This window comes from Streptosporangium amethystogenes subsp. fukuiense (assembly GCF_042665875.1).
GTDB classification, from domain to species: domain Bacteria; phylum Actinomycetota; class Actinomycetes; order Streptosporangiales; family Streptosporangiaceae; genus Streptosporangium; species Streptosporangium fukuiense.
Map to the genome: position 1 here is coordinate 5,609,539 of NZ_JBHTEE010000001.1, position 16,593 is coordinate 5,626,131.

At 69.6% G+C, this 16,593-nt stretch carries 15 protein-coding genes; 5 read left to right on the plus strand and 10 right to left on the minus strand.

What is annotated here, in order from left to right; all coding sequences use genetic code 11:
• Nucleotides 1–73 precede the first annotated feature (73 nt).
• A complete protein-coding gene (locus ACFQVD_RS23895; protein ID WP_343980396.1) occupies nt 74–997 on the plus strand; it encodes an AAA family ATPase in 924 nt (307 codons plus the stop codon).
• 3 nt (nt 998–1,000) lie between these two features.
• Complete coding sequence (locus ACFQVD_RS23900) at nt 1,001–2,365, plus strand: DUF58 domain-containing protein (RefSeq protein WP_343980268.1); 1,365 nt, start codon at nt 1,001–1,003, stop codon at nt 2,363–2,365.
• A 97-nt stretch (nt 2,366–2,462) separates the two neighbouring features.
• Here the strand turns inward: ACFQVD_RS23900 and ACFQVD_RS23905 are convergent, their stop codons facing one another.
• On the minus strand, nt 2,463–3,458 hold the full coding sequence (locus ACFQVD_RS23905; protein WP_343980271.1) for a stage II sporulation protein M: 996 nt from the start codon (nt 3,456–3,458) through the stop codon (nt 2,463–2,465).
• 37 nt (nt 3,459–3,495) lie between these two features.
• Here ACFQVD_RS23905 and ACFQVD_RS23910 point away from each other — a divergent pair, with 37 nt between their 5' ends.
• Nucleotides 3,496–4,500, plus strand: coding sequence for an RDD family protein (locus ACFQVD_RS23910; RefSeq protein ID WP_343980274.1), 1,005 nt, complete (start codon nt 3,496–3,498; stop codon nt 4,498–4,500).
• Nucleotides 4,501–4,690: 190 nt separating this feature from the next.
• Here ACFQVD_RS23910 and ACFQVD_RS23915 read toward each other — a convergent pair whose 3' ends face one another.
• The gene (locus ACFQVD_RS23915) at nt 4,691–6,073 is read right to left on the minus strand and encodes an LVIVD repeat-containing protein (RefSeq protein ID WP_386272090.1); all 1,383 of its coding nucleotides are present in this window, start codon (nt 6,071–6,073) and stop codon (nt 4,691–4,693) included.
• 236 nt (nt 6,074–6,309) lie between these two features.
• Entirely contained in the window at nt 6,310–7,725 is a 1,416-nt protein-coding gene (locus tag ACFQVD_RS23920; RefSeq protein ID WP_343980277.1) for an LVIVD repeat-containing protein, read from the minus strand.
• Nucleotides 7,726–8,110: 385 nt separating this feature from the next.
• On the opposite strand from ACFQVD_RS23920, the gene ACFQVD_RS23925 reads away from it, so the two are divergent.
• Nucleotides 8,111–8,764: a DUF305 domain-containing protein gene (locus ACFQVD_RS23925; RefSeq protein ID WP_343980281.1), complete on the plus strand. Its 654-nt coding sequence runs from the start codon at nt 8,111–8,113 to the stop codon at nt 8,762–8,764.
• A gap of 105 nt (nt 8,765–8,869) precedes the next feature.
• Here ACFQVD_RS23925 and ACFQVD_RS23930 read toward each other — a convergent pair whose 3' ends face one another.
• Together ACFQVD_RS23930 and ahcY are read right to left on the minus strand one after the other, a co-directional pair.
• The gene (locus tag ACFQVD_RS23930) at nt 8,870–10,111 is read right to left on the minus strand and encodes an adenosylhomocysteinase (protein WP_343980285.1); all 1,242 of its coding nucleotides are present in this window, start codon (nt 10,109–10,111) and stop codon (nt 8,870–8,872) included.
• A gap of 80 nt (nt 10,112–10,191) precedes the next feature.
• Nucleotides 10,192–11,619, minus strand: coding sequence for an adenosylhomocysteinase (gene ahcY / locus ACFQVD_RS23935; protein WP_343980288.1), 1,428 nt, complete (start codon nt 11,617–11,619; stop codon nt 10,192–10,194).
• A gap of 221 nt (nt 11,620–11,840) precedes the next feature.
• Here ahcY and ACFQVD_RS23940 point away from each other — a divergent pair, with 221 nt between their 5' ends.
• Nucleotides 11,841–12,197 (plus strand): MerR family DNA-binding transcriptional regulator, encoded by a 357-nt coding sequence (locus ACFQVD_RS23940; RefSeq protein WP_037969490.1) that lies wholly within the window; start codon nt 11,841–11,843, stop codon nt 12,195–12,197.
• On the opposite strand, the gene ACFQVD_RS23945 is transcribed toward ACFQVD_RS23940, so the two are convergent.
• The 5 genes from ACFQVD_RS23945 to ACFQVD_RS23965 all read right to left on the minus strand — a co-directional run bounded on the left by ACFQVD_RS23945 (nt 12,189) and on the right by ACFQVD_RS23965 (nt 16,528).
• The gene (locus tag ACFQVD_RS23945; RefSeq protein WP_343980296.1) at nt 12,189–13,118 is read right to left on the minus strand and encodes a cation diffusion facilitator family transporter; all 930 of its coding nucleotides are present in this window, start codon (nt 13,116–13,118) and stop codon (nt 12,189–12,191) included. The genes ACFQVD_RS23940 and ACFQVD_RS23945 overlap by 9 nt on opposite strands.
• Nucleotides 13,119–13,166: 48 nt before the next feature.
• The gene (locus tag ACFQVD_RS23950; RefSeq protein ID WP_343980299.1) at nt 13,167–14,273 is read right to left on the minus strand and encodes an SIS domain-containing protein; all 1,107 of its coding nucleotides are present in this window, start codon (nt 14,271–14,273) and stop codon (nt 13,167–13,169) included.
• The gene (locus tag ACFQVD_RS23955; RefSeq protein ID WP_012888128.1) at nt 14,270–14,443 is read right to left on the minus strand and encodes a Trm112 family protein; all 174 of its coding nucleotides are present in this window, start codon (nt 14,441–14,443) and stop codon (nt 14,270–14,272) included. The genes ACFQVD_RS23950 and ACFQVD_RS23955 overlap by 4 nt, the downstream gene beginning before the upstream one ends.
• A 4-nt stretch (nt 14,444–14,447) precedes the next feature.
• The gene (locus ACFQVD_RS23960) at nt 14,448–15,803 is read right to left on the minus strand and encodes a phosphomannomutase/phosphoglucomutase (RefSeq protein WP_343980306.1); all 1,356 of its coding nucleotides are present in this window, start codon (nt 15,801–15,803) and stop codon (nt 14,448–14,450) included.
• Nucleotides 15,804–16,159: 356 nt separating this feature from the next.
• Nucleotides 16,160–16,528 (minus strand): DUF3499 domain-containing protein, encoded by a 369-nt coding sequence (locus tag ACFQVD_RS23965; protein ID WP_343980308.1) that lies wholly within the window; start codon nt 16,526–16,528, stop codon nt 16,160–16,162.
• Nucleotides 16,529–16,593 lie beyond the last annotated feature (65 nt).

A 16,593-nucleotide genomic window follows, 5' to 3' on the forward strand; every position in this document is an offset into this window, starting at 1 on the left:
CGAGGCGACCTCCGTCGTCAGGACCGCGCCCGGCGCACCCGCCGCACAGAGCGCGGACGGCGCCAGGGAGGCGCTGGGAGCCCTGCGCGCCGAGGTCGCCAAGGCGGTCGTCGGCCAGGACGCCGTGGTCACCGGGCTGGTGATCGCGCTGCTCTGCCGGGGCCACGTGCTGCTCGAAGGCGTGCCGGGCGTCGCCAAGACCCTGCTGGTGCGCACCCTGGCGGCGGCGCTCTCTCTCGACTTCAAGCGCGTGCAGTTCACCCCCGACCTCATGCCGGGCGACATCACCGGTTCGCTGATCTACGACGCGAAGACCTCGGAGTTCGAGTTCCGCGAGGGGCCGGTCTTCACCAACCTGCTGCTCGCCGACGAGATCAACAGAACCCCTCCGAAGACGCAGGCCGCGCTGCTGGAGGCGATGGAGGAGCGCCAGATCAGCGTGGAGGGGACGGCGCGCGGGCTGCCGGACCCGTTCATCGTGGCCGCCACCCAGAACCCCGTCGAGTACGAGGGCACCTACCAGCTGCCCGAGGCGCAGCTCGACCGGTTCCTGCTCAAGCTGACCGTCCCGCTGCCGCCCCGCGACCAGGAGATCGCGGTGCTGGAGCGGCACGCACTCGGCTTCGACCCGCGCGACCTGTCGCACATCAGGGCCGTGGCCACCGCCGCCGACCTCGCCGCGGGACGCACGGCGGTCAGCCAGGTGCACGCGGGCCCCGAGGTGCTCGGCTACATCGTGGACATCGCCAGGGCCACCCGCCAGTCGCCCTCGCTCCAGCTCGGCGTCTCACCGCGTGGCGCGACCGCGCTGCTGGCCGGGGCGCGGGCCTGGGCATGGCTGTCGGGCCGCGCCTACGTGACGCCCGACGACGTCAAGGCACTGGCCAGGCCCGCGCTGCGGCACCGGATCCAGCTGCGCCCCGAGGCCGAACTGGAGGGCGCGACCGCCGACGGCCTCATCGACGCCGTCCTCGCCTCCGTCCCCGTACCCCGCTGACCCATGGCGCTGACAGGACGGGCCGCGCTGCTGGCCCTGCTGGGCACCCTGGTCGTGCTGTTCGCCCCCCGCGGGGGGCCCGCCGTGGCCGGGGTGGCGCTGCTGATCGCGGTGCTGGTCGTGATCGACCTGCTGCTGGCCGGAAGCGTGCGCCCGCTGCGCTTCACCCGCTCGGGCGAGCGGCTGGTACGGCTCGGTGAGTCGGTCGCGGTCGAGCTGATCGTGGAGAACCCCGGTCCCCGCAGGGTGCGCGGCGTGCTCAGGGACGCCTGGCCCCCGTCCGCCGGGGCCGCCCCCCGGCACCTGCCGCTGGACGTGCCGGCCGGCGAGCGCCGCCGGCTGGTCACGACGCTCACCCCCACCCGCAGGGGTGACCGCGAGGCGGTCACGGTGACGGTGCGGGCGCTGGGGCCGCTGGGCATCGCGGGCCGCCAGGGCTCGCACCGGGTGCCCTGGTCGGTCCGGGTGCTGCCGCCCTTCCTCAGCCGCAAGCACCTGCCCGCCAAGCTGTCCAGGCTCAGGGAACTGGAGGGCCGGCATCCGTCGATGGTCAGGGGGCAGGGCACCGAGTTCGACTCGCTGCGGGAGTACGTGGTCGGCGACGACGTACGCTCGATCGACTGGCGGGCCACCGCGCGCCGCAACGACGTCGTGGTCCGCACCTGGCGGCCGGAGCGCGACCGGCGGGTGCTGATCGTGCTCGACACCGGCCGTACCTCGGCCGGGCGGGTGGGCACCGCCCCGATCCCGCTGGCCGGCGAGGTACCGAGGAGCGGTCGGCAGGGCAGGTCGCGGGTGGTGCCCGGCTGGCCCCGCCTCGACTGGTCGATGGACGCGGCACTGCTCCTGGCCGCGCTGGCCTCCCGCGCGGGCGACCGGGTCGACTTCCTGGCCCACGACCGCGCGGTGCGCGCCTGGGTGTCCGGCGCCGGCCGTACGGAGCTGCTGTCCTCGCTGGTCAACACCATGGCTCCGATCGAGGCCGAGCTGGTCGAGGCCGACTCGGCCTCGATGGTCGCCGCGGTCATGTCACGGGCCAGGCGGCGCTGCCTGGTCGTCGTGCTGACCGACCTCAACCCGGCGGCACTGGAGGAGGGCCTGCTGCCGGTGCTCCCCCAGCTCTCCGCCCGGCATCTGGTGCTCCTGGCCGCCGTCTCCGACCCGCAGGTGGCCGAGATGGCCGCCGGGCGCGGCACCTCCGAGCTGGTCTACGGCGCGGCGGCGGCCGAGCGGCTGAGCGCGGGGCGGCGGCGGATCACCGCCCTGCTGCGCCGCCAGGGCGTGGAGGTGGTGGACGCCGCCCCCGAGCAGCTCGCCCCCGCCCTGGCCGACGCCTACCTGGCGCTGAAGGCGTCCGGGCGGCTCTGATCGTCGTCCCGGTGCCCTGGAGGCGCGTCCGGGGGTCCGAGTCCGGGGATCGTCATGTTCGGCGAGGCCGGCGGGCCCGGGAGGCCCGGCGGGGCGCTCAGCCGGCGCTCGGGGCGAGGTCGGGGGCGCGCTCCACGTCGCCGGTCTCGCCGGCGGCCACGGCCCGGCGGCCAAAGAAGATCACATAGGCCAGGAAGGCGGCCTCCGCGACCACCCCGATGCCGATCCGCGCCCAGGTGGGCAGCCCCGAGGGGGTGACCAGCCCCTCGATCAGCCCGGAGACCAGCAGCACCACGACCAGGCCGAGCGCCACGCTCATCACGGCCCTGCCCTGCTCGGCCAGGGCCTCGACGCGCCTGCGCGGGCCGGGGTCCACGACCGTCCAGCCGAGGCGCATGCCGACGGCGGCGGCGAGGAACACCGCGGTCAGCTCCAGCAGGCCGTGCGGAGTGATCAGGCCGAAGAAGATGTCGAGCTTGCCGCGCGAGGCCATCAACCCGGCGGAGACGGCCACGTTGGCCGCGTTCTCCCACAGGACGTACGGGATCGGCAGGCCGAGCAGGATGGACATGATGATGACCTGCATCGAGACCCAGGCGTTGTTCACCCAGACCTGGCCGGCGAAGGAGGTCGCCGGGTTCTCCGAGTAGTAGTCGGCGAAGTCGTGCTCGACAAGCTGGGTGATCTGTTCCGGGGTGGCGATCGCCGCCTGGACGCCGGGGTTTCGCGCCACCCAGACGGCGACGACCGTGGAGACCAGCAGGAAGGCGGCGGCGGTGGCCATCCACCACCAGCGGGCCCGGTAGGCGACCACCGGGAAGGAGACGGTGAAGAAGCGGACGAACTCCCGCCAGGCCGGGGTGTGCGCCCCGGTCACCGCCGAACGGGCGCGGGCGACGAGCGCCGACAGGCGGCCCACCAGGATCGGGTCCGCCGAGGCCGAGCGGACCAGGGACAGGTGCGTGGCCACCCGCTGGTAGAGGTCGACGAGCTCGTCGACCTCCGCGCCGTCCAGCGAGCCACGCCGCCGGACCAGATCCTCAAGGCGGTCCCAGGCGGGCCGGTGCGCGGTGACGAAGGCGTCGATGTCCACGCGGGCAGCCTATCCAGTCACGGGTAGGGTGCTGATTGTGTCCGATGTCGTAACCGGCGAGGCCGTGGTCGTCGAGGTCCGCGTCGCCCAGCTCCCGAGCAGGGCCGCGGCGCTGCTGATCGACATGACGGTCCAGGTCCTGATGCTGCTGGGGATCTCCCTGCTGGTCGGCAGCCTGGGCCTGCTGAGCGACCCGGCCCTGACCACGATGGTCTACCTCGTGCTCACCGTGCTCGTGATCGTGGGATACCCGGTGGTGTTCGAGACGCTCACGCGCGGGCGCAGCCTGGGCAAGCTCGCCCTCGGGCTTCGGGTCGTCAGCGATGACGGCGGTCCCGAGCGGTTCCGGCAGGCCCTGTTCCGCGGGCTGGCCGGGGTCCTGGAGTTCTGGATGCTCAGCGGCGCCCCCGCGCTGATCAGCTCGCTGATCTCGGAGAGGGGCAAGCGGCTCGGCGACGTCTTCTCCGGCACCATCGTGATCTCCGAGCGTGCCCCGCGGCAGTACGGGCCTCCGCTGGACATGCCGCCGCAGCTCGCCTCCTGGGCGGCGACGCTGGAGCTGTCGCGGCTGCCCGAGCAGGTCGCGGCCACCGCGCGGCAGTACCTCATGCGCTGGCACGATCTGGCCCCCGCGGTGCAGCACGGGATGGGGGTGCGCATCGCCACCGAGATGTCGGCCTTCGTGTCCCCGCCCGCCCCGCCCGGCGTGCCGCCGTTCGCCTACCTCACCGCCGTCCTGGCCGAACGCCGGCGCCGCGAGCAGGCGCGCCTGGCGCAGCGGACCGGCGCGCACCGGCCCGCCCAGCAGTGGCCCGGCCACGCCTCGCCCCAGCCCTATGCGCCTCCCGGAAGCGGAGAGCGGCCGTACGCCCCTCCCGGGGCCGCCCCCGAGCCCTACGGCCGGCCGGCCTACCGGCCGTCACAGCCGAGGATCCCGCTCCCGCCCCCGGCCGGGCCGTCGTATCCGGCGCCCCCGCCCCGCACCCGGCCCGTCGAGCAGGCCCCCGGCCCCACGCCGGGCGGTTTCGTCCCTCCGGCCTGACCGTCCCGGACAGGCACCTCGTACGGGCGGCGAGACATCGCCTTCGCCGTTCCCCGACGACGACCGCTCGTACGCCGTCCGCGGGCGAGTCAGGGGAACGCGGTGCCACCGGTGCCCGGCAGGCGAAGAGGGATGGCGGGAGACCCGCCATCCCTCTTCTCAGCAGACCTGCGAACTCACCTCAGGACGTTCAGTGACCGCCCTGGTAGGAGGCCTGGGTCTGCACGTTCAGCCGGTCCAGGCGCACGTTCCTGGCCGGGTCGGTGCGACGGTCGTCGATCTTGATGACCTCCAGGCCCCGGTAGAAGTCGCTGGCGTAGACATAGCCGTTGTAGTAGTACGCCGACCAGATGCCACCGCCCCCGCCGCTCGGCTCGGGGCCGCGCTCGAAGAAGCCGAACTCCTGCGGGCGGGCCGAGTCGGTGAAGTCCACGAAGGAGACGCCGCCCTGGTACCAGGCCTGGACCAGGATGTCCTTGCCCTTGACCGGGATCAGCGAGCCGTTGTGCGCGACACAGTTCTCGGTGTCGGCCTGGTAGCGGCCGATCTTGAAGTAGCTCTTGAAGACCAGCTTGCCGCGGACGATGTCGTAGATGGCGTCGGCACCGCGGTTCGGGCCGATCGCCTCGTTGCAGGTGGCCGCGCCACCGCCGCCGAGCTCGTCGGTGAAGATGACCTTGGTGCCCCGGTTGTTGAACGTCGCCGAGTGCCAGAACGCGAAGTTCGGGTCGGTGGTCCGCGCGGTGACCACCGGCTTCTCCCGGTCGGAGATGTCGAACAGGACGCCGTCCCCCATGCAGGCTCCGGCCGCGATGTCCTTCTCCGCGTAGACGGTGATGTCGTGGCAGCCGCTGGTCGGGCGCAGCAGGCCGGGCTGCGTCTCGTTGCCTCCGTCGGGGAAGACGACCGGCGTGCTGACCACGGCCGCGTCGGTCGGCTTGCGCAGCGGCACCTTGATGATCGAGATCTTGTCGTGCGGCGGCAGGCAGTCGGGGAACGAGTCGCTCGGGGCGTAGGAGGAGACGTACAGGTAGACGTTCTTCTTGTCCCTGCCCTTACCGGGAACCAGCGTCAGGGTGTGCGAGCCACAGGCGGTTTCCACCGCCTTGATGTACTTGGGGTTCTTCTTGTCGCTGATGTCGAAGATCCGGACGCCTTCCCACGACTCCTTGATGTCGGCGCCCTGACCGACGCTGTTACAGGAGTCGTCGCTGCGGGAGTTGTCGACCGCGCCGAACAACAGGTCGCCGTAGACGGAGACGTCCATTTGGGAACCGGGGCACAGCACGCCGCTGACGAGCTTGGCCCGCTTCGGGTCCCTGATGTCGTAGATCGAGAAACCGCCGTAGTTGCCGACGTAGGCGTAGTCGCCCTGGAAGGCGATGTCGCTGTTGACGGTGGTCTCAAGGCCGGGAAGCTTGGGCAGGGTGGCCACGTGCGTCACGTTGGGACTGGTGACGACCTCACCGGGCGGGGGAATGTCGGCGGCCTGCGCGGAGACCGTGGTCATCAGCATCGCGGCGGCCGTCGCCGCCACGACCAATGCCCTGACGGTCCTTCGTGGAGCGAACACTCGGGTGCCTCCTTGGAACAGACATAAGGCATGCATAAATTAGCAAACCGTCTGCTCTGACACCCAGATCAACAAGACATGACTTTGTCACAATAAAATATGATTCAGTCTCTTTACAGAGGCCCTGGAAAAGTTTACGGTCTACCTCCTTTTTCGATTCCCCCCGGCACTCCACCCCGTCACGGGTGGTGGCCACCGGGCACCCGACGGGTGCCCGGTGGCCATCGGCTCAAAGGTCAGTGACCCTTGTTGTCGGGGTGGTAGGAGCCCTGGGTCTGCGGGTTCAGGTCCTTGAACTTGACCTTGTCGGCCTTGTCGGTGAGCTTGTCATTGATCTTCAGAACGTCAAGACCAAGGTTGAAGTCACTGCCGTAGATGTGGCCGTTGTAGTAGTACGCGGACCAGAAGCCACCGCTGAGCCGGTGGGCGCTGTCGGGGCCGCGCTCGAAGAAGGCGATCTCCTTGGCGTTGGCCGAGTCGGTGAAGTCCACGACCGAGATGCCACCCTGGTACCAGGCCTGGACCATGATGTCCTTGCCCTTGACCGGGATCAGCGAGCCGTTGTGCGCGACACAGTTCTCGGTGTCGTCCTGGTGGCGGGGAATCTTGAAGTAGCCCTTGAAGGCGAACTGGCCGCCCTCGATGTCGTAGTAGGCGTTGGCGCCGCGGTTCGGGCCGATCGCCTCGTTGCAGGTGGCCGCGCTGCCGCCGCCGAGCTCGTCGGTGAAGACGACCTTGGTGCCCTCGTTGTTGAAGGTCGCCGAGTGCCAGAACGCGAAGTTCTCGTCGTCACGGACCGTGGCGGTGACCTTCGGGTCGACCGGGTTGGAGATGTCCATCAGGATGCCCTCGCCCATGCAGGCGCCGGCCGCGATGTTCTTCTCCGGGTAGGCGGTGATGTCGTGGCAGCCGCTCGTCGCCGAGGTGCGGTAGGGGTACGGCAGGCTCTCGCCGGGGTTACCGCCGTCCGGGAACAGGACCGGCGTGGCCACGACCGAGGCGGACGCCGGGTCCTTCACCGGCACCTTGATGATCGAGATCTTGTCGTGCGGCGGCTGGCAGTCGGGGAACGACGCGCTCGGGCTGTAGGAGGAGACGTAGACGTAGACGTTCTTCTTGTCCCTGCCCTTGCCGGGAACCACCGTCAGGGTGTGCGAACCACAGTTGGTCTCGACCGCCTTGACGTACTGGGGGTTCTTCTTGTCGCTGACGTCGAAGATCCGGACGCCCTCCCACGAGTCCTTGTTCGCGGCGCTCTGGCCGACGCTGCTGCAGGAGTCGTTGTTACGCGAGGAGTCGACCGCGGCGAAGAGCAGGTCGCCGTAGACCGACAGGTCCATCTGGCCGCCGGGGCAGACCACCGAGCTGACCGCCGAGGTCTTCTTCGGGTCCTTGATGTCGTAGATCGAGAAGCCGCTGTAGTTACCGACGAAGGCGTAGTCGCCCTGGAACGCCATGTCGGTGTTGATGTCCGTCAGGTTGGCAGGCTTGGGCACGTTGGTGACGTGCTCGATGTTCGCGCTCTTGGCGATCTCGCCGGGCGCCGGGATGTCGGCGGCCTGTGCGGGCACCGCGGCCAGCACCGTGGCGACGGCGACTCCGGCCACGAACAGGAAACGGCCGGTCAGGCCCTTCCCAGAGGGGGTGGACACTCGTGAACCTCCTAGCTACATGCACTGATAAAGCGTGCATAAATACCTAAATCGTTCATCCTGCACAGCCGGTCAGGCAAGCCGTCACAGTGTCAGCAACTGTTTTCGACATGCGGCCTTTACGGACCGCCCCAAGAGGGTTTACGGTCTTGCGGCACTGGACAGACCGTCCGAAATGCCGCGTATCTTCGGTGACGAGCCCCCTCTCGTCACATCGGCCCGACCCGTTAGGGTTGGGGTGTTCCGCGGCGGCCACGTTGGACATGGCGTTCCAGATGCCGTGTCCGTGCGGGGCGGCTTCGGGCGCGCCGGCCTGCGGATCGACAGATCCGACCGGCAGATCGGAAGCCGAGATCCCCGGCCTTCCGGCCGTGGAAGGACGTCAATGGACATTCAGCAAGGAGACCGGGTGCGCATCGCGCTCATCGCCGTGATCGCCGCACTGTCCCTCAGCGCGTGCACCTCGGAGCCGAAACCGTCCGCGGCCCCCCAGGCCTCGGCGCCGGTGATCGTCCCAGGCAGGCCGGGTGAGGTCGCCAGGACCGTCGACCCGAGCGAGGCCGCCACGCTCGTGCCCCTGCCCACCCCCAACGCGGCCGACGTGAAGTACGTCCAGGACATGATCGTTCACCACCGTCAGGCCCTCGACATGTCCTCCCTGGCCCCGGCCCGGTCCGAGCACACCAAACTGAAGAGCCTGGCCTCTCGCATCAAGGACGCGCAGGGGCCGGAGATCCAGTTCATGACCACCTGGCTCCAGCAGCAGGGTCAGCGGGTTCCCGAACACCACGCCGGGCACGGCGACATGCCCGGCATGGCCACACCCGGGCAGATGGAGGCGCTCAAGGCCGCCTCTGGCAAGGATTTCGACCGGCTCTTCCTCCAGCTCATGACCGCGCACCACCAGGGCGCCATCACGATGTCCGAGCAGGTCCTGACCTCCGGCTCACACGTACGGATCGAGGAGCTGGCCAACGACGTCTCGGTCACCCAGAGCGCCGAGATCCGCAGGATGCGGGAGATGCAGGCCGAACTCTGAACCGCTCCCCTTCGTGGAACGGCTCCGTCGCCAGGGCGACAGGGTCATGAACCCCCGCGCGGCCTGCCCGATGCGTTCAGGGCGATGCGTGGAGCGCGGGCGTGACTACGAGCCGAGCCGCCACGAGTGGAGGTACTCCCCCTGCTCGGAGGTGAGCTCGTCCATCTCGATCCCGGCCGCGGCCAGCTTGAGCCGCGCCACCTCCACGTCGATCTCCCCCGGCACGTCGTAGACCCCGGGCTCCAGCCGAAGCCGCTCACGGGCCAGCCAGGCCACCGAGAGCGCCTGCGCGGAGAAGGACATGTCCATGACCGCGGCGGGATGCCCCTCGGCGGCCGTCAGGTTCACCAGGCGGCCCTCGGCGAGCAGCAGGATCCTGCGACCGTCCACGAGAACGTACTCATCGGTGTTGGGGCGTACCCCCCGGTGGATCTCCTGCGCCAGGCCGTCCAGGGCGCGGACGTCGATCTCGACGTCGAAGTGTCCGGCATTGGCGAGGATCGCACCGTCCTTCATCTCCGCCAGGTGCTCGCCCCTGATCACGTCGCGGTTGCCGGTGACCGTGACGAACACGTCTCCGGCGCGAGCGGCCGCCGCCATCGACCGTACGTCGTAGCCCTGCAGCAGGGCGTCCAGCGCCTTGACGGGGTCGATCTCGGTCACCACCACCCGCGCGCCCAGGCCCCTGGCCCGCTCGGCGACGCCCCGGCCGCAGTAGCCGAAGCCGGCGACCACCACGGTCTTACCCGCGAGCAGCGTGTTCGTGGCGCGCATGATGCCGTCCATGGTCGACTGGCCGGTGCCGTAGCGGTTGTCGAACATCCGCTTCGTCCGCGTGTCGTTGACCGCCACCACGGGGAACCTCAGTGCCCCCTCAGCGGCCATCTGGCGGAGCCTGATGATGCCGGTGGTGGTCTCCTCGCAGCCCCCGGACACCGTCCGCAGCAGCTCGGTCCGCTCGGTGTGCAGGATGTTGACCAGATCGCAGCCGTCGTCCAGGACGATGTCGGGGGCGATGTCGAGCGCCTGGTGGATGTGCTGGTAGTAGACGTCCCTGGTGACCCCCGCCCGCGCGTGCACGACGACGCCGTAGTCACGGAGCGCCTCGGCGACGTCGTCCTGGGTGGACAGGGGGTTCGACGCGGCCAGGGCGATCTCGGCCCCGCCCGCCCTGAGCGTGCCCATGAGCACCGCGGTCTCGGCGGTGACGTGCAGGCACGCGGCGATCCGCAGCCCTTCCAGCGGCCGCTCGGCGGCGAACCGCTCACCGAGGGCGGTGAGCACCGGCATCGCCCGCGCCGCCCACCCGATCCTCCGCTCACCCGCGGCCACCAGAGCGCTGTCCACGTCTCTCCCCAGATCGCCCGCCAGATCGCCCGAAGGCCCCCGCGACGCCGCGGGGGCCCGATGAGACTCAACCGCAGGTGTCAGTAACGGTAGTGCTCGGGCTTGTAGGGACCCTCGACGTCCACGCCGATGTACTCGGCCTGCGCCTTGGTGAGCTTGGTGAGCTTCACCCCGAGGGCGTCGAGGTGGAGGCGGGCGACCTTCTCGTCCAGGTGCTTGGGCAGCACGTAGACGCCGATCGGGTACTCACCGGTCTTGGTGAACAGCTCGATCTGCGCGATCACCTGGTTGGTGAAGGAGTTGGACATGACGAACGAGGGGTGACCGGTGGCGCAGCCCAGGTTCATCAGGCGGCCCTCGGCGAGCACGATGATCTGCTTGCCGTCGGGGAAGCGCCAGGTGTGGACCTGCGGCTTGACCTCGGTCTTCTCGATGCCGGGAATCCTGGCCAAACCGGCCATGTCGATCTCGTTGTCGAAGTGACCGATGTTGGACACGATCGCGTTGTGCTTCATCTGCGCCATGTGGTCGGCCGTGATGATGTTGAAGTTGCCGGTCGTGGTGACGAAGATGTCGGCGATGCCGACGACCTCGTCCAGCGTGGTGACCTGGAAGCCATCCATGGCGGCCTGAAGCGCGCAGATCGGGTCGATCTCGGTGATGATGACCCGGGCCCCCTGGCCCTTGAGCGCCTCGGCACAGCCCTTGCCGACATCGCCGTAGCCGGCGACGACCGCCACCTTGCCGCCGATCAGCACGTCGGTGGCGCGGTTGAGGCCGTCGAGCACCGAGTGACGGCAGCCGTACTTGTTGTCGAACTTGGACTTGGTCACCGAGTCGTTGACGTTGATCGCCGGGAAGAGCAGCGTGCCGGCCTTGAACATCTCGTACAGGCGGTGCACACCGGTGGTGGTCTCCTCGGTGACGCCCTTGATGCGCGAGGCGATCCGGGTCCAGCGGCCCTCGTCGGTGACCGTGCGGCGGAGCAGGTCGAGGATGATGCCCCACTCCTCCGGGTCGTCCTCTCCCGTGCTGGGCACGGCGCCGGCCTTCTCGTACTCGGCACCCTTGTGGACGAGCAGGGTGGCGTCGCCGCCGTCGTCGAGGATCATGTTGGGGCCGTCACCGCCGGGCCACGCCAGTGCCTGCTCGGTGCACCACCAGTACTCCTCCAGCGTCTCGCCCTTCCAGGCGAAGACCGGGACGCCCTTGGGGTCCTCGGGGGTGCCTTCGGGGCCGACGACCACGGCGGCGGCGGCGTGGTCCTGGGTGGAGAAGATGTTGCAGCTCACCCAGCGGACCTCCGCGCCGAGCGCGACCAGGGTCTCGATGAGCACGGCGGTCTGGATGGTCATGTGCAGCGAGCCCATGATCTTCGCCCCGGCCAGCGGCTGGGCCTTGGCGTACTCCTCGCGGACGGCCATCAGACCCGGCATCTCGTGCTCGGCGAGCTGGATCTCCCTGCGCCCGAAGGCCGCAAGGGAAAGGTCGGCGACCTTGAAGTCCATGTGTGGTTACCCCTCTGGTTGATGGGCGGCGTCCGCCTCACACCCTCGCCGATCGCGCTCGTCTCGCGATCACGCTTCGCTCTCGGGCCGGGCTCGCCACTCCACCGGAAAAGTCGACGGTTGCGAGTTTAGGCGTCCGGGGAGCCTCCGCGCACCCTCTGAGCGGGTAACCTGACACAAGAATGTAAGCTTTCCCGAAAATTCATCAGAGAGGGGCGGCGATGCGGATCACCGAGGCCGCCAGGAGGCTGGGCATGTCCCCCCGGATGCTCCGCTACCGCGAGGCGCTCGGCCTGCTCCCGGAGATCAGAAACCAGGGCGCGCACCGGCGGTTCGGCCCCGAGGAGCTCTCCGCCGTCGCCCAGAGCGTCGAGTTGGAGAAACGGTTCGACATCTCCCCCGCCGAACTGGCCTTCGCGCTGCGAACGCTGAGCGAGCCCGCGGTCGCCCAGGCGGTAAGGGACCTGGGGCTGCGGATCGGCCGTCTCCAGGCACCCCGCAGGGCCCTGGACTTCGAGAAGGAGAAGGCGCTGCGACTGCTCCAGCGTCCTCAGGCGTCCCGTCCGGGTTCAGACTGAGTCGTTGACCCTGGCTCTGTCCAGGTCGGGCTCCAGGTAGATGACCCGGGCCTCGGGGACGGCGGCGCGGACGCGCTGCTCGGCCTCGTCGATGCCTCTGGCCACCTCGGCGGCCGTGTCGTCGTGATCCACCGCGATCTTGGCGGCGACCAGGATCTCCTCCGGGCCCAGGTGGAGCGTGCGCATGTGGATGACCCGGGTCACCTCGGGCGTGCTCTCCAGGGCCTGCGCGATGCGCACCTCGACCTCGGGACCGGCGCCCTCGCCGATCAGCAGCGACTTGGTCTCGATCGCCAGGATGACCGCGATGACGGCCAGCAGCACACCGATCATCAGGGTGCCGATGCCGTCCCAGACGGGGTCGCCGGTCACCACGGCCATCGTCACGCCGAAGAGCGCGAAGAGCAGGCCGAGCAGCGCCCCCAGGTCCTCAAGCACGATGACCGGCAGTTCGGGCGACTTGGCGCGGCGGATGAACTGCACCCACGACTGGTTCCCCCGGACCGTGTTGGACTCGATGATCGCCGTCCTGAACGAGAACGCCTCGGCGATGATCGCGAAGATCAGCACACCGAAGGCCCATATCGGGGAGGTGAGCTCCTCCGGTTCGGAGATCTTGTGCCAGCCCTCGTAGAGCGAGAACACCGCGCCGATGGTGAACAGCACGACCGCCACCACGAACGCGTAGAAGTAGCGTTCCCGGCCGTACCCGAAGGGATGCTGGGGCGTGCGCGCGCGTTGCGCGCGCTTCCCGCCCACCAGCAACAGGGCCTGGTTGCCCGAGTCGGCCACCGAGTGGACCGACTCGGCGAGCATCGATGACGAACCCGTGAAGAGAAACGCCACGAATTTGGCCACCGCGATCGACAGGTTGGCGGCCAACGCCGCGATGATTGCCTTGGTACCGCCGCCCGCGCTCACGGCAGCCTCCGCTCAGCTCATTTGCTCTGGTAAAGATGAGACAGGATCCTATTGCGAAATCCTCGACCTGACTTCTGTGATCGCCGACACAGTGGTCGGGTCGATCCCGTACCCGAGGGCGAGGTAGGTACTCGCGAAGTCTCCGAGTGCGATCAGCGTGGCGAGCCGCTCCAGCGGGTGCTCCCCCTCGGCGGCGATCTGGGTGACCGGAACGCCACGATCCTCCGCCAGCCGCACCGACGCCTCCCGGTGCCGTACGACCCGGGGGTGCTCGTCCACGTCGCGCAGCACGAACAGCCGGAGCGACCTGCCGCTCTCGTCGGCGAAGATGTCGCGGTGGGCGAGCGGGCCGTCGAGGGCGGCCACCTGGTTGTGGTCGACCTCGGGGAGTTCTCCCCACATCGCCGGATACTTACCGTTCATGTTGAGCCCGCAGGCCCACCAGTGGGCCGCGACGGCCGCCACCGGGGAGGATCCCCAGATCATCGGCACGGTCTCGGCGATCTCCATGGCGAGCGACTTGCCGGGATTGATGAACGACTCGCTCGTCGGACGGCAGCGGTGCGCGAGGTCCTCAAGGCGCTTGGCCACCCCCTCGAACACCTGCTCGCCCGCCTCGACCAGACCGAATCCGGCGGCGGCGACGACCAGCGGGACCGACAGCGCCCACAGCGAGGCACGCGGCCGGCCGCCGGCCGTGACGGGCACGAACGGCGCTCCCGCCTGCCTGGCGATCGCGTGGAGCGGAGATTCGGGGGCGCCGACGGCGAGCAGGCGGCAACCGCGGCGGACCGCCTCGGCGGCAACCGTGAGCGTCTCCTCGGCTCTGCCGGAGTGCGACACCGCGATCACCAGGTCGGTCGCGCCGATCCAGCCGGGCAGCCGGTAGGACCTGACCGTCACGATCGGCAGCGGGGCACCGTGGCCGCACACCACGTCGAGGACGTCACCGGCGATGCCGGAACCGCCCACGCCGGCGACCACGATCGCCCGGGGCCGGCCGTCCTCGGCGAGTGCGGACAGGCCCGACTCCATGGCGACCCGGTGGGAGGTGCGGACCTGCGCGGCCGAGTCGGCCACCGCCCGCAGCATGCCCGACGGGTCACCGTCGGCCGGCTGCTTTCCGTCGTCGAGCCGATCGGGCTCCCAGTTCACGACTTCCGGGCCTCGTCGACCAGCAGGACCGGGATGTCGTCCCGGACCGGGTAGACCAGGCCGCAGGAGGCGGAGGTGCAGGACAGCTCGTCCACCTCGGGCTCGGCTCGCAGCGGGGACTTGCAGTTGGGGCAGGCCAGGATCTCCAGCAACCAGTCGTCGATCTTCACTCGTTCAGCTCCTCACGACAGCAAGGACCTCGTCCCTGATCGCTGCCATCTGAATCTCGTCTGCCGCCTCGGCGTTCAGCCTGAGCAGCGGCTCTGTGTTGGACGGACGGAGGTTGAACCACCATCCCGGGCCGGAGACGGTCAGGCCGTCCAGCTCGTCGAAGGTGACGCCGTCACGGGTGGCGAACGCCTCGCGAACCCGCTCCGTCGCCGCGACCTGGTCGGCGACCGTACTGTTGATCTCTTCGGAGGCCGCGTAGCGGGTGTATCCGGCCAGGATCTCCGAGAGCGGCTTCTCCTGCTCGCCCAGCGCGGCCAGCACGTGCAGCGCGGCCAGCATGCCGGAGTCGGCGAACCAGAAGTCCCTGAAGTAGTAGTGGGCGGAGTGCTCGCCGCCGAACACCGCGCCGGTCTCGGCCATCTCGGCCTTGATGAACGAGTGACCCACCCGGGTGCGGACCGGCCGGCCGCCGAGTTCGGTGACGATCTCCGGAACGCCCCTGGAGGTGATCAGATTGTGAATGATCACGGCGCCGGGGTGCTTGACCAGTTCCCGGGCGGCGACCAGCGCGGTGATCGTGGACGGCGAGACCGATTCGCCACGCTCGTCGACCACCCAGCAGCGGTCCGCGTCGCCGTCGAAGGCCAGTCCGATGTCGGCGCCCACATCGAGCACCGTCTTCTGCAGGTCGCGCAGGTTGTCCGGCTCGATGGGGTTGGCCTCGTGGTTGGGGAAGGTGCCGTCGAGCTCGAAGTACAGGGCGGTCAGCTCGATGGGCAGCCCCTCGAAGACCGTCGGGACCGTGTGCCCGCCCATCCCGTTCCCCGCGTCGACCACGACCCGCAGCGGCCGGATGCCGGAAAGGTCGACCAGGCCGCGCAGGTGATCGGCGTAACCGCGCAGCAGGTCGCGCCCGGAGACCGTCCCACCCCCCTGCCCGCCGAGACCGCCCGACGCCAGGATCGCGGCGGCCCGGTCACGGATCTCGATGAGCCCGGTCTCACCGCCGATCGGCACGGCGCCGGCCCTGCACATCTTCATGCCGTTGTAGCGGGCCGGATTGTGGCTGGCCGTGAACATCACCCCGGGCAGGCCGAGGCTGCCACTCGCGTAGTAGAGCAGGTCCGTGGAGCCCAGCCCGGCGTGGATCACGTCGGCTCCCCGCGAGGCGGCCCCCCTGGTGAAGGCCGCCGCCAGCGGCGCCGACGACTCGCGCATGTCGTGTGCCACCACGGCGGTCTCGGCCCCGGTCACTTCCACGAAGGCCGCGCCGACCGCTTCGGCGGTCTCCTCGTCGAGCTCGTCCGGCACGACGCCACGAACGTCGTACGCTTTGAAGATCTTGACAAGGTCGCCCACTCCAGCTCCACCCTCTGCGTCGTGTCCGCTGCCGTTGCCTTCCAGTTAACGCTGGTCAGCGCATTGTCGGGCAGTCCGCGCCTTACGACGCGAACGTTCTCCCTCGTGGGAGTTCTCGCTTCACCGCCGACCGCCTGACCTTGCGGCCCGGTCTCACACCGACTCCACGAGCGTTTAAAGTCTCCCCGCAACTCTGGGCGACCTGACCGTGAGCACGATCAACGCTTCAGGAGACCAAAACCCTCGCCGGCCACGGCGAAGCCACGGTCAACAGGCCGTACCACTCTCCCAAGCATGTCAAAGCATAACGGCGCGCGCTCATATCCGAGCAGCTCCTACTCCCCACCCTAGTAGGGTCAGCGGTCGCGCTGGGGCTGAGCGGAGCGGAGCACCCGCAGATGACCCCGGCGCCCGACCTCGACGCCCTGACCGACCGGTTCGGTGCCGCCGCTGGGGGCGGGTCTCGCGGCCTCGCGGACCGCGTTGGCGAGGGCCTCCAGATCGTCCGTACTCGGTGTGGCACTGTCAGTCGGCAGGCGGACCACCTCCCAGCCGCGGGGGGCGGTGAGCCGCTCGGCGTGCTCGGCACACAGGTCGTAACAGTGCGGCTCGGCGTACGTCGCCAAGGGCCCGAGAACAGCGGTCGAATCGGCGTAGACGTACGTGAGCGTGAAAACGGCAGGCTGACTGCACGCGGTGCGGGAACAGCGGCGGACGGGGCTCACGGTGGGACCGTATCCGGTAAGCGTCCGGGGCGCCACTATCTGAGCGCTCTTAACGAGCGTGTCGC

What these genes read in the sequence shown, in the direction of transcription:
- ACFQVD_RS23940 (WP_037969490.1), top strand. Translation starts at nt 11,841, where the DNA reads ATGCGGATCACCGAGGCCGCCAGGAGGCTGGGCATGTCCCCCCGGATG.
- ACFQVD_RS23900 (WP_343980268.1), top strand. Translation starts at nt 1,001, where the DNA reads ATGGCGCTGACAGGACGGGCCGCGCTGCTGGCCCTGCTGGGCACCCTG.
- ahcY (WP_343980288.1), bottom strand. Translation starts at nt 11,619, where the DNA reads ATGGACTTCAAGGTCGCCGACCTTTCCCTTGCGGCCTTCGGGCGCAGG.
- ACFQVD_RS23925 (WP_343980281.1), top strand. Translation starts at nt 8,111, where the DNA reads ATGGACATTCAGCAAGGAGACCGGGTGCGCATCGCGCTCATCGCCGTG.